This window comes from Streptomyces diastatochromogenes (assembly GCF_002242805.1).
GTDB lineage: Bacteria > Actinomycetota > Actinomycetes > Streptomycetales > Streptomycetaceae > Streptomyces > Streptomyces diastatochromogenes.
Genome location: NZ_MCGQ01000051.1, coordinates 64223 through 76075, shown reverse-complemented (window position 1 = coordinate 76075; position 11853 = coordinate 64223). Strand labels below are relative to the sequence as shown.

General features: G+C 73.6%; 12 protein-coding genes. 9 read left to right on the top strand and 3 right to left on the bottom strand.

The window, feature by feature from the left end:
- On the bottom strand, positions 1-901 hold a 901-nt coding region (locus BEK98_RS41675), incomplete at its 3' end, for a GTP-binding protein (protein ID WP_143684230.1).
- 250 nt (positions 902-1151) lie between these two features.
- Here BEK98_RS41675 and BEK98_RS41670 point away from each other — a divergent pair.
- From BEK98_RS41670 to BEK98_RS41640, 7 genes are read left to right on the top strand one after another with little or no spacing between them, the layout of a single operon-like run.
- The gene (locus BEK98_RS41670; RefSeq protein ID WP_094222016.1) at positions 1152-1634 is read left to right on the top strand and encodes a (2Fe-2S)-binding protein; all 483 of its coding nucleotides are present in this window, start codon (positions 1152-1154) and stop codon (positions 1632-1634) included.
- Entirely contained in the window at positions 1631-3994 is a 2364-nt protein-coding gene (locus tag BEK98_RS41665) for a xanthine dehydrogenase family protein molybdopterin-binding subunit (protein WP_094222015.1), read from the top strand. The genes BEK98_RS41670 and BEK98_RS41665 overlap by 4 nt, the downstream gene beginning before the upstream one ends.
- Positions 3991-4845, top strand: a complete 855-nt coding sequence (locus BEK98_RS41660; RefSeq protein WP_094222014.1) for an FAD binding domain-containing protein — start codon at positions 3991-3993, stop codon at positions 4843-4845. The genes BEK98_RS41665 and BEK98_RS41660 overlap by 4 nt, the downstream gene beginning before the upstream one ends.
- Positions 4846-4860: 15 nt before the next feature.
- Positions 4861-5736 (top strand): AAA family ATPase, encoded by an 876-nt coding sequence (locus BEK98_RS41655; protein ID WP_167444387.1) that lies wholly within the window; start codon positions 4861-4863, stop codon positions 5734-5736.
- A gap of 5 nt (positions 5737-5741) precedes the next feature.
- On the top strand, positions 5742-7049 hold the full coding sequence (locus BEK98_RS41650) for a vWA domain-containing protein (protein WP_094222013.1): 1308 nt from the start codon (positions 5742-5744) through the stop codon (positions 7047-7049).
- A complete protein-coding gene (locus tag BEK98_RS41645; RefSeq protein WP_094222012.1) occupies positions 7042-8148 on the top strand; it encodes an XdhC family protein in 1107 nt (368 codons plus the stop codon). The genes BEK98_RS41650 and BEK98_RS41645 overlap by 8 nt, the downstream gene beginning before the upstream one ends.
- Positions 8149-8164: 16 nt before the next feature.
- The gene (locus BEK98_RS41640; RefSeq protein WP_094222011.1) at positions 8165-8788 is read left to right on the top strand and encodes an SRPBCC family protein; all 624 of its coding nucleotides are present in this window, start codon (positions 8165-8167) and stop codon (positions 8786-8788) included.
- A 19-nt stretch (positions 8789-8807) separates the two neighbouring features.
- On the opposite strand, the gene BEK98_RS41635 is transcribed toward BEK98_RS41640, so the two are convergent.
- Both BEK98_RS41635 and BEK98_RS41630 read right to left on the bottom strand, forming a co-directional pair.
- On the bottom strand, positions 8808-9401 hold the full coding sequence (locus tag BEK98_RS41635; protein ID WP_094222010.1) for a GNAT family N-acetyltransferase: 594 nt from the start codon (positions 9399-9401) through the stop codon (positions 8808-8810).
- 20 nt (positions 9402-9421) lie between these two features.
- A complete protein-coding gene (locus BEK98_RS41630) occupies positions 9422-9925 on the bottom strand; it encodes a metallophosphoesterase family protein (RefSeq protein WP_094222009.1) in 504 nt (167 codons plus the stop codon).
- A gap of 101 nt (positions 9926-10026) precedes the next feature.
- Between BEK98_RS41630 and BEK98_RS41625 the strand changes: the two genes are divergently transcribed.
- Positions 10027-10464: a MarR family winged helix-turn-helix transcriptional regulator gene (locus BEK98_RS41625; RefSeq protein WP_094222008.1), complete on the top strand. Its 438-nt coding sequence runs from the start codon at positions 10027-10029 to the stop codon at positions 10462-10464.
- On the top strand, positions 10461-11852 hold the full coding sequence (locus tag BEK98_RS41620) for an MFS transporter (protein WP_094222007.1): 1392 nt from the start codon (positions 10461-10463) through the stop codon (positions 11850-11852). The genes BEK98_RS41625 and BEK98_RS41620 overlap by 4 nt, the downstream gene beginning before the upstream one ends.
- The last annotated feature ends 1 nt before the right edge of the window (position 11853 follow it).

Sequence of the window (11853 nt, the reverse complement as noted above, 5' to 3'; positions counted from 1 at the left end):
CGACCCCACCCTCCTCGCGGCCGCCCCCGCCCGCCTCACCGCCACTCCCGAACGGCACCCGATCCCGCACCCGCAGCGTCCCGGAGAAGATCCGCGCATAGGCGATCTTCTCCCCCGCCGGGCCCCGTTCGACCTTGAACACCGTGCCGGACAACGGGGCGTCCGGGTCGCCGGTGGCGGGCGGGAGCAGGCGTTCGATGCCGGTGATCAGCTCGGGCACGCCGGCGCCGGTGATGGCGGAGCCGAAGTAGACCGGGTGGACCAGGGCCTGCCGGGTCTGGGTGGCGAGGGCGGTGTGGAGGCGGCCGTCAGGGACGTCGCCCGTCACGTAGGCGGTGAGCAGGTCGTCGTCGTGGTCGGCGAGGGCGTCCAGGGCGGACGGGCCGAGGCGGGGGACGAAGCGGGCGTCGCGGGTGCCGAGCGCGGTGGCCGTCCCCATGGGGACGAGCGGCACGGCCAGCCTGCGGGCGAGTTCGCGCAGCACGGCCTCGTCGCGGGCGCCCCGCCGGTCGATCTTGTTGACGAAGACGAGGGTGGGGATGCGCAGCCGGCGCAGGGTCCGCATCAGCACCCTGGTCTGCGCCTGGACGCCCTCGACGGCCGAGACGACCAGGACGGCGCCGTCCAGCACGCCGAGCACCCGCTCCACCTCGGCGATGAAGTCGGGGTGACCGGGGGTGTCGATGAGGTTGACGGTCACCGAGTCGAGCGGGAACGACACGACCGCCGACTTGATGGTGATCCCGCGCTGCCGCTCCAGCGCGAGGGTGTCCGTCCGGGTGCTGCCGGCGTCGACGCTGCCGATCTCGTCGGTCACTCCGGCCGCGTGCAGCAGCCGTTCGGTCAGGCTGGTCTTACCGGCGTCTACGTGCGCGAGAATTCCGAGATTGAGCAGATGCACTGAGCGTGATGTCCTTCGGCATGGGTGGGATTCCTTCCTGGGTGGACATGCACGCAGTGCGCATCGCCGGTCCTCTCTGTGTGACGGCGGATCAGGAGCAGTGCAGCAGGGCACCTCCTCGACAGCAATGGATTAATGTTCAACAAAAGCCCTGTCGTAGCGCTCGCCGCCTCCAGTGCGCGGTCATAGAGTGACGTACATCACGTCGATCTGGCTGATTCTCGCTCCTGCCCCACGGTCTGGAGGGCACATGACCCACATCAAGGTGAACGTGGACGGCACGACGTACGAGGACGACGTGGAACCCCGTCTGCTCCTGGCCCACTACCTGCGCGACCGCCTCGGCCTGACCGGCACCCCGATCGGCTGCGACACCTCGAACTGCGGCGCGTGCACGGTCGACCTGGACGGGGAGACCGTCAAGAGCTGCTCGGTGCTCGCCGTACAGGCGGACGGCGGCACGGTGACCACCGTCCAGGGGCTGGCCAAGGACGGGGAGTGGACCGCGCTGCAGCACGCCTTCCACGAGCGGCACGGTCTGCAGTGCGGCTACTGCACCCCCGGGATGATCATGGCGGCGCGCGATCTGCTGAGCGAGAACCCGCACCCCACCTCGGACGAGGTCCGGCAGGCCCTGGAGGGCAACCTGTGCCGGTGCACCGGTTACCAGAACATCGTCCGCGCGGTGCTCGCCGCCTCCGGGCAACAGGTCCCCGAGGAGGCCACGGCATGACCGATCAGGCCGTCGAACACGAGGTCGGCCGCTCCCGGCTGCGCAAGGAGGACGCCCGGCTGATCACCGGCCAGACCAACTGGACCGACAACATCCAGGTCGCCGGACTGCTGCACCTGGCCATCCTGCGCAGCCCGATGGCCCACGCCCGCATCACCCGGATCGACGTCTCCCCCGCCCTCGAACGCCCCGGTGTCGTCGCGGCGTTCAGCGGCGCCGATCTCGCCGAGGGGCTGGGCTCGCTGCCCTGCGCCTGGCCGGTGACCGAGGACATCGTGCTCCCCGACCACCCGCCGGTCGCCGTCGACGAGGTCCGCTACGCCGGTGACCCGGTGGCGGTCGTGGTGGCCCGCGACCGGTACGCGGCCGCCGACGCGCTGGAGGCGATCGAGGTCGACTACGACCCGCTGCCCCCGGTCCTGGACCTGGAGGCCGCACTGGCGGAGGGCGCCCCGCTGGTCCACGCCGACAAGGGCACCAACCGCTGCTACACCTGGCCGCTCGCCACCGGCGGGAGCTTCGAGTCGGTGCGGCAGCGCGCCGAGGTCACGGTCAAGCGCCGCTACCACCAGCAGCGGCTCATCCCCAACGCCATGGAACCGCGCGCGGTCGTCGTCACCCCGCTCGCCGCCTCCGGCGAGTACACGGTCTACTCGGCGACCCAGATCCCGCACATCCTGCGGATCATGCTCGCCGTGGTCACCGGGATCCCCGAGCAGAAGCTGCGCGTGGTCGCCCCGGACGTGGGCGGCGGCTTCGGCTCCAAGCTCCAGGTGTACGGCGAGGAGGCCCTCGCACTCGCGGTCGCGCGCAAGCTCGGCCGTCCGGTGAAGTGGACCGAGTCCCGCTCCGAGGGCTATCTCGCGACCCACCACGGGCGCGGCATGATCCAGGACATCGAGGTCGCCGCGACCCGCGAGGGCAAGCTGCTGGGCCTGAAGGTGGACCTGCTCGCCGACATGGGCGCGTACCTGATGCTGGTCACCCCGGGCATCCCGCTCCTCGGCGCCTTCATGTACCCGGCGATCTACAAGATGGACGCCTACGAGTTCAACTGCACCGGCGTCTTCACCACCCGCACCCCCACCGACGCCTACCGCGGCGCCGGACGCCCGGAGGCCACCTTCGCCATCGAGCGGATCATGGACGAGCTGGCCGCCGAGCTGGGCCTCGACCCGGTGGAGGTGCGGCGCCGGAACTGGATCCGGCACGAGGAGTTCCCGTACACCTCGATCGCCGGGCTGACGTACGACAGCGGCAACTACGAGGCGGCGACCGAGAAGGCCCTCGCCCTGTTCGGGTACGACGATCTGCGCGCCGAGCAGCGCGAGCGCACCGAGCGCGGGGCCCCCGTACGCCTCGGCATCGGCGTGTCGACGTACACCGAGATGTGCGGGCTGGCACCGAGCCGGGTGCTGCGCGACCTGAGGTACGCGGCCGGCGGCTGGGAGGCGGCGAGCATCCGCATGCTGCCCACCGGCAAGGTCGAGGTGGTCACCGGCACCAGCCCGCACGGGCAGGGCCACGAGACCTGCTGGAGCCAGATCGCCGCCGACGTGCTGGGCGTGCCGTTCGACGACGTCGAGGTGCTGCACGGCGACACGCAGGCGGCACCGCAGGGCATGGACACCTACGGCTCGCGGTCGCTGTCCGTCGGCGGTGAGGCCGTGCACCGGGCGGCGACGAAGGTGGTCGAGAAGGCCCGGAAGGTCGCCGCCCATCTGCTGGAGGCGAGCGAGCAGGACCTGGAGTTCACGAACGGCGTGTTCTCCGTGAAGGGCTCCCCGGAGGCGCACAAGAGCATCCAGGAGATCGCCTTCGAGGCGTTCACCTCGCACGATCTGCCCGACGGCGTCGAGCCGTCCATCAACGCCGAGACCCTGGTCGACCCGGAGAACTTCTCCTACCCGCACGGCACCCACCTGTGCGCGGTCGAGGTCGACACGGAGACCGGGCGGACGCGGATCAGGTCGTACGTCTGCGTCGACGACGTCGGCCGGGTCGTCAACCCGATGATCGTCGAGGGCCAGGTGCACGGCGGGATCGCGCAGGGCATCGCGCAGGCGCTGTACGAGGAGGCCGTGTACGACGCCGAGGGCAACCTCGTCTCCGGCACCATGGCCGACTACCTCGTGCCGTCGGCGGCGGACCTGCCGGACTTCGTGACCGGCCGGACGGAGACCCCGGCGGCCTCGAACTCCATGGGGGTCAAGGGAGTCGGGGAGGCCGGGACGATCGCGTCGACGCCCGCCGTGGTCAACGCCGTCGTGGACGCGCTCAGGCCGCTGGGCGTGCACGACGTGCGGATGCCCTGTACCCCCGAGCGGGTGTGGCGCGCGGTGAAGGAGGCGTCGGCATGATTCCCCCGGCATTCGAGTACGCCCGTCCGACCAGCGTCGACGAGGCGGTGAGCGTGCTCGCCGACGCGGGCGAGGAGGCGAAGGTGCTGGCCGGCGGGCAGAGTCTGCTGCCGCTGCTGCGGCTGCGGCTCGCCTTCCCTGAGCTGGTCGTGGACGTGGGCCGGATCCCGGAGCTGCGCGGGGTCCGGGAGGACGGCGACACGCTCGTCATCGGCGCGCTGACCACGCACCACGACGTGATCCGTGACCCGCTGGTGCGCCGGCACGCCGGTCTGCTCGCGGAGGCGACGGCCACGGTCGCCGACCCCGCGGTACGGCACCGGGGCACCCTGGGCGGCTCGCTCGCGCACGCCGACCCGGCGGGTGACCTGCCCGCGGTGGTGCTGGCGCTGGACGGCGAGATGGTCGTCGCCGGGCCGAGCGGGCGTCGTACGGTCCCGGCCCGGGACTTCTTCGTCGACTACCTCCAGTCCGCCCTGGCCCCCGACGAACTCCTGGTGGAGGTGCGGGTGCCGAAGACGGACGGCTGGAGTTACCACTACGAGAAGTTCCACCGGGTCGCGCAGGCCTGGGCGATCGTCGGCGTGGCCGCGCTCGTACGGCGCGACGACGGGCGGATCGCCGAGGCGCGCATCGGGCTCACCAACATGGGCTCGACCCCGCTGCGGGCCACCGCGGCCGAGGAGGCGCTGGCCGGCGCCGACGGTCTCGATGCCGTGGCGCGGGCTTGCGAGGCGGCGGCCGAGGGCACCCGGCCGTCGCAGGACCTGTCCGCCTCGCCCGAGTACCGGGAGCACCTCGCGCGGGTGCTGACCCGGCGGGCGGTGCTGACCGCCGGCGGAATGGGGTGAGCGTCGATCACCCGGATGGACGACCCGGAGCAGGTGCGGGGCCGCCTGGAGGAGACGGGGTACCTCGTCGACGAAGGGCTGGCCGTCACCTGCTTCCTGGCACTGAGGCTGCACCGGCCGCTCTTCTGCGAGGGCGACGCGGGCGTGGGCAAGACCGCGCTCGCGACCGCCCTGGCCGGGGCGCTCGACGCGCCGCTGATCCGCCTGCAGTGCCACGAGGGCATCGACGCCTCCCAGGCCCTGTACGACTGGGACTTCCCGCGTCAGCTGCTGCACCTGAGGGCCGCCGAGGCGGCCGGGGTCCACGACGCGGACCGTCTGGAGAGCGAGCTGTACGACCGGCGCTTCCTCATCGCCCGGCCGCTGCTGCTGGCGCTGCAGACGCAGCCGTCGGTGCTGCTGGTCGACGAGATCGACCGGGCCGACGACGAGTTCGAGGCGTTCCTGCTGGAGCTGCTGTCCGAGTACTCGGTCACGATCCCGGAGCTGGGCACCCTGCGGGCCGACGAGCCGCCGGTGGTCGTACTGACCTCGAACCGGACCCGGGAGGTGCACGACGCGCTGAAGCGGCGGTGCCTGTACCACTGGTTCGACCATCCCTCCTTCGCCCGCGAACTGGCCATCGTGCGCACCCGGTTGCCCCAGGTGTCGGCACGGCTGGCCGAACAGGTCACAGCCCTGGTGCAGGCCCTGCGAGGCGCGGACCTGCTCAAACCCCCCGGCGTGGCCGAGACGATCGACTGGGCCGAGGCCCTGAACGCGCTCGGGGCGAACGAGGTGGACGCCGACCTGGCCGTGGCGACACTGGGCTCGGTCCTGAAGTACCGGGAGGACGCGGACCGGGCCCGGGGCCTCGATCTCGCGGCGGTCCTGGCGACGCGGGGGACGTGAGCGCCATGACCGAATCAGGACGCAACGGGAAGGGGCCTTCGGGGAACGGGGAGCATGGTCCTCGCGGCCCGGGGGACGTCGGCAACACGGCCGGATCGGAGACCGGGCACCAGCCTCCGCGCGGACCGGCGGGTGTGGTCGGGACGGGTGAGGGCGGGGCCGCGGCGGCGGATGCCGTGTTGCTCGGGTTTGTGCGGGCGGTGCGGGCGGCGGGGGTCGAGGCGAGTACCGAGCGGGCGTACGCCTTTCTGCGGGCTGTGGACGTGCTGCGGCCTGGGGTGCGGGCCGATGTGTACTGGGCGGGGCGGGCGACGCTGTGCGGTGGGCACGACGATCTGGAGCGGTACGAGCGGGTGTTCGCCGCGTACTTCGGGCCGTCGGGCGAGTCCGCCCGGCCGGTGGTGCGGCACGCTCCTCCGCCCCGGCTGCGGCTCGTGACGCGGGACGCGCCCGCCGGGAGCCGTGCCCCGGGCGAGGGCGAGCCCGCGGGGCCGCCGACGGCCACGCTCGCCAGCGCCACCGAGGTGCTGCGGCACCGCGACGTCGGCGAGCTGGACGCGGCCGAGCGCGCCCATCTCCACCGGCTGCTGGCCGCGTTCGCGCTGTCCGGGCAGACCCGGCGCTCCGCGCGGCGGCGGCCGGCCCGGCGCGGGGACGTCGACCCGCGCCGCACCGTACGGGAACTGCTGCGGCGGGGCGGGGAGCCGGCCCGGCTGCGGCGGCACGCGCGCGTGGACCGGCCCCGCCGGGTCGTGCTGCTCGTCGACGTGAGCGGGTCGATGGCGCCGTACGCCGACGCGCTGCTCAGGTTCGCGCATGCCGCGGTGCGCGGGGGCCGCACGGAGGTGTTCACGATCGGCACCCGGCTCACCCGGGTGACCCGGGAACTCTCGCACCGCGACCCGGACCTGGCGATGGCGGCGCTCGCGGCGGCCGTCCCCGACTGGCGCGGCGGCACCCGGCTGGGCGAGCTGCTGCGGGAGTTCCTCAACCGCTGGGGCCAGCGCGGCATGGCGCGCGGCGCGGTCGTCGTGCTGCTCTCGGACGGCTGGGAGCGCGATGATCCGGAGCTGCTCGGCGCGCAGATGCGCCGTCTGCACGGGCTGGCGCACCGGGTGATCTGGGCGAACCCGCGCAAGGCACGCCCGGGTTACGCGCCCCTCGCGGCCGGGATGGCGGCGGCCCTGCCCAGCGTGGACGACTTCGTCGAGGGGCACAGCCTGGCAGCGCTGGAGCGGCTCGCGGCGGTGGTGCGCGGGGCGGAGGCCGAGGGGGTCTCCGTGGCGCGGGTGAGAGGAGCGGAGCGTGCGTGAGATTCTGCCGGCGCTGGAACGCTGGTACGCGGCCCGGATCCCGTTCGGTCTGGCCACGGTCGTCGCGGTCAGCCGCAGCGCACCGCGCGGACCCGGCGCCGCCATGGCGGTGGGGTCCGACGACGAGGTCGTGGGCAGTGTGTCCGGTGGCTGTGTCGAAGGGGCGGTGTTCGAGCTGGCGCAGGAGGTGGTGGCGAGCGGCGAGGCACGGCTGGAGACCTTCGGGTACAGCGACGAGGACGCGTTCGCGGTCGGGCTAACCTGCGGTGGCGAGATCACGTTGCTGGTGCGGCCGGTGACGCCCGAGACCGACCCCGCGTTCGGGGCGGTCGCCGGGTCCGTCGCCGCGGGTGAGCCGGTGACCGTGGCCACGGTGGTGGACGGGCCCGCCCCGCGCGGGGCCACGCTGGCCGTCTGGCAGGGCACCGAGGCCGGCACGCTCGGTACGGCCGGGCTCGATGTCGCGGTGACCGCCGACGCGCGTGGCGAACTCGCCCTCGGCGCCTCGCTGCTGAGGCACTACGGGCCGCACGGGGAGCGCCGCGAGGACGCCGTCACGGTGTTCCTGCAGTCGTTCGCGCCACCGCCGCGCATGCTGGTCTTCGGCGCCATCGACTACGCGGCCGCGGTGGCCCGCATCGGCGACTTCCTCGGCTACCGGGTCACCGTGTGCGACGCCCGCCCGGTCTTCGCCACACCCAAGCGGTTCCCGGCGGGCGTGGAGGTCGTCGTGGAATGGCCGCACCGCTACCTCGGGGGCGCCGAGACCGACGAGCGGACGGTGATCTGCGTCCTCACCCACGACCCGAAGTTCGACGTGCCGCTGCTGGAGGAGGCGCTGCGCCGGCCGGCCGCCTACATCGGGGCGATGGGCAGCCGCCGTACCCACGACGAGCGGCGTGAACGGCTGACCGAGGCCGGTCTCACCGAGGCCGAGCTGTCCCGGCTGCGCTCGCCGCTCGGGCTCGACCTGGGCGCCCGTACGCCCGAGGAGGTCGCCGTGTCCGTCGCCGCCGAGATCGTCGCCCTGCGCTGGGGCGGCAGCGGCGCGCCCCTGACCACGACAGCCGGGGCCATCCACCCACGCGCCACGCCCTGAGGGCGAGGAGGAAGTCATGGAGCTGCACCACGAGTTCACCGTCCCCGTCGCGGTCGACGACGCCTGGCGCGCGCTCCTCGACATCGAACGCGTCGCACCCTGCCTGCCGGGGGCGGTGGTGGAGGAGTACGACGGCAAGACGGTGACCGGCTCGGTGAAGGTCAAGGTCGGCCCGGTCTCCCTGGCCTACCGGGGCACCGCGGTCTTTGAGGAGCAGGACGCGGCGGCGCACCGGATGGTGCTCGTGGCGAGCGGCCGGGAGACCCGGGGTCAGGGCACGGCCCGGGCGACGGTCACCGGCACGCTGAGCGGACGCGACGGCGGTACGGCGGTGTCGGTGCGGACCGACCTGACGGTGACCGGCCGCCCGGCGCAGTTCGGGCGCGGCCTGCTGTCGGAGGTGGGAGACCGGCTGGTGGGCCAGTTCGCGACCTGCCTGGCGCAGCGGCTGACCGAACAGCCCCCGCAGACCGCCGAGCCGCCCGCCGAGGAGGAGGCGGCGGAGCCGCTCGACCTCCTGCGGGCAGCCGCGGTACCGGTGGCCAAGCGGGCCGCCGTCGCGGTGGCGGTGGGCATCGTGCTGGCGCTGGTCGCCGTGCGGGCACGACGGTGCAGGCGGGCCCGGTCCCGGCGCCGGTAGCCGCGGCCCGCCCCGGGCATCAGGCGCGCTCCACCACCAGCGCATGCAGATGCTCGTCGTGCCAGCCGTCGGCATGCAGCAGCGAGGAGCGCATCGTGCCCTCGAAGGCGTAGCCGAGCTTCTCCGCGACGCGGCAGGACGCCGGGTTGGCGACCGCGTGGCACAGGCGCAGGCGGTGCAGGCCCAGGTCGTCCAGGGCCCAGCGGCTCAGCCTGCGGGCCGCCTCGACGACGATGCCGCCGCCGCGCGAGTCGGGCAGCACCCAGTACATGATCTCGGCGGTGCCGCCTGCCAGGTTGACGTCGTGGAGCCCGGCGAGCCCGAGGGGCGGGCCGCCGGGCCGGGCGATGGCCCATACGGCGCCGGTCTCGGAGCGCCACCGCTCGTGCATGCGCTCGATCCGGGCCCGCGCCTCGTCACGGCTGCGGACGGAGAACAGGTTCCACAGCTGGATCGCCGGGTCTTGCCCGGCCGTGAGCAGCGCGTCGGCGTCGGCGTCACCGGACCGCCAGGGCCGCAGCTCCAGGCCGCCCGGCAGGCCGAGGACGGGCTGGTCGCGCTCGGCCATGCTGCCCGCGGGTACGACGTCGGGTATGTCGTAGTCGGAGATCATCGACGCATCGTGCCACAGCCCTACTGACGCCGCGGCAGAAGCCGCAGGGTGACGTCGGTGAGCGCGCCGCCGGCGAGGGTCGCCGTGAGGTAGGTGCAGTGCGGCTGTCGGCGGCGGTCGGTCGGGGAGCCGGGGTTGAGCAGCCGCAGTCCGCCGGGGGCGACGGTGTCCCAGGGGATGTGGCTGTGGCCGAAGACCAGCACGTCCAGGTCGGGAAAGCGGGCGGCGCAGCGTGCCTCGCGGCCCTGTGCGGGGCCGGTCTCATGCACCACGCCGAAGCGCAGGCCGCCCAGTTCGGCGTATGCCACCTCGGGGAGCCTCGCGCGCAGCTCGGGGCCGTCGTTGTTGCCGTACACACCGATCAGCCGACGGCTGCGGCGCTCCAGCAGGTCGAGGGTGGCGGTGTCGACCCAGTCACCGGCGTGGAACACGACGTCCGCGTCCGGGAGTTCGGCGAGCAACTGGTCCGGGAGCCGCTTGGCGCGCTTCGGGAGATGGGTGTCGGACATCAGCAGGAGACGCACCCCACCAGCGTAGGCAGCCCGGGACGCACGCCCGATAATGTTCAGGCAAAACTGAACAGTCTGAACTGGACAGTTCCTCCTGACGGTCCTACGCTGACGGCATGGCTCATATCTCGGACTCCGCGGCCCGCACCGCGCGCGACCTGCGCGTGGTGTTCAGCCGGCTGCGGCGCCGCATCCGCGAGGTCGCGCAGGACTCCGACCTGACCCCGCCGCAGGAGTCGGCGCTCTCCCTGGTCGGCAAGCACGGAGCGGCCACGGCCAGCGCGCTGGCCGCCGCGGAGGGCGTACGGCCCCAGTCGATGGCGACCACGCTGGCCGCCCTGGACCAGCACGGCCTGATCCGGCGCGCCCCGGACCCCGACGACGGCCGCCGCCAGCTGGTCACCCTGACCGAGGCCGGTCGAGCCCGGGTCGAGGGCAACAAGCAGCTGCGCGAGGAGTGGCTGGCCCGCGCCTTCGAGGACCGCTACACCGAGGAGGAGCGGCAGACCGTCCTGAAGGCGCTGGAGCTGCTGGAACGGCTCTCGCGGCCGTGATACCGAGGCTCACCCCGCGCACCGGGCGGACCGCCCGCCCCTCCCCCACCGGATTCGACCGCCGGCTGATCGCGCCGATGGTCCTGGGTTCCGTACTGAACCCGGTCAACTCGTCGATGATCGCCGTGGCGCTGGTGCCGATCGGCGTCGCCTTCGGGGCGCCGCCCGCCGAGACGGTCTGGCTGGTCTCGGCGCTCTACCTGGCCACGGCCGTCGGCCAGCCCGTCATCGGCCGGCTGGTGGACATGTACGGCCCGCGCCGGCTCTATCTCACCGGTGCGGCCCTGGTCGGCGTCGCCGGCCTGCTGGGCGCGTGCGCGCCCTCGCTCGGCTGGCTGATCGCGGCCCGCGTGCTGCTCGGGTTCGGGACGTCGGCCGCGTACCCGGCGGCGATGCGGCTGACCCGCACCGAGGCCGAGCGCACGGGGCAGGACAGTCCGGCGGGCGTGCTGACCGCGCTGGCCGTGGCGAGCCAGACGGTGGCGGTGGTGGGCCCGGCGCTGGGCGGACTGCTGATCGGGTTCGGCGGCTGGCGTGCCGTGTTCTGCGTCAACGTGCCGCTCTCCGCCGCCTGTCTGATCCTGGGCACGCTGCGGCTGCCGGGAACCGAGGGGCAGCGCGGGCGCGGCGTGGATCTGCCCGGCATGGCCCTGTTCGCCGTGCTGCTGGTCGCGCTGATGCTGTTCCTGATGGACCCGGGCGCCGGCCGCTGGTACCTCCCGGTGCTGTCCGCCGCCGCTGCCGCCGCGTTCGCGGTGCGCGAGCTGCGGGTGCCGGACCCCTTCATCGACCTGAGGGTTCTCGGCGGCAACGGCCCGCTGCTCGCCACCTACCTGCGCCAGTTCCTGGCCTACACCACCGCCTACGCCTTCATGTACGGATACACGCAGTGGCTGCAGCAGGGCCGCGGGCTGGGCGCCGCCACCGCCGGTCTCGCGCTGCTGCCGCTGTCGGTGGCCGCACTCACCGCCGCCACGCTCACCGGGCGCCGTGAGGCGGTGCGCGCCAAGCTGCTCGTGGGCTCGGTGCTGCAGATCGCCGGCAGTGCCGTGCTGCTCCTGGTCCGCGCGGACAGCCCGCTGTGGCTGCTGCTCGCGGTCGGCGTGCTGCTCGGTGTCCCGCAGGGCCTCGTCGGGCTGGCCACGCAGAACGCCCTGTACCGGCAGGCCGACCCGGAGCGGATCGCGTCGGCGGCCGGACTGCTGCGGACCTTCATGTACCTCGGCGCGCTGGGCGCGTCCGCCGCCACCGCGGTGTTCTACCCGCACCGCGCCGACACGGCCGGGCTGCACGGCCTGGCCCTGTTCATGCTCGCCGGCTCGGCCCTCCTGCTGGCGACCACCCTCCCCGACCGTTCACTCGGCCGGCCCACCCCCCGAAAGGCCTGAT

Bases quoted from the DNA above. Each gene is read 5' to 3' on its own strand.
- BEK98_RS41670 (WP_094222016.1), top strand. From the start codon at position 1,152: ATGACCCACATCAAGGTGAACGTGGACGGCACGACGTACGAGGACGAC.
- BEK98_RS41665 (WP_094222015.1), top strand. From the start codon at position 1,631: ATGACCGATCAGGCCGTCGAACACGAGGTCGGCCGCTCCCGGCTGCGC.
- BEK98_RS41660 (WP_094222014.1), top strand. From the start codon at position 3,991: ATGATTCCCCCGGCATTCGAGTACGCCCGTCCGACCAGCGTCGACGAG.
- BEK98_RS41655 (WP_167444387.1), top strand. From the start codon at position 4,861: ATGGACGACCCGGAGCAGGTGCGGGGCCGCCTGGAGGAGACGGGGTAC.
- BEK98_RS41650 (WP_094222013.1), top strand. From the start codon at position 5,742: ATGACCGAATCAGGACGCAACGGGAAGGGGCCTTCGGGGAACGGGGAG.
- BEK98_RS41640 (WP_094222011.1), top strand. From the start codon at position 8,165: ATGGAGCTGCACCACGAGTTCACCGTCCCCGTCGCGGTCGACGACGCC.
- BEK98_RS41635 (WP_094222010.1), bottom strand. From the start codon at position 9,401: ATGATCTCCGACTACGACATACCCGACGTCGTACCCGCGGGCAGCATG.
- BEK98_RS41625 (WP_094222008.1), top strand. From the start codon at position 10,027: ATGGCTCATATCTCGGACTCCGCGGCCCGCACCGCGCGCGACCTGCGC.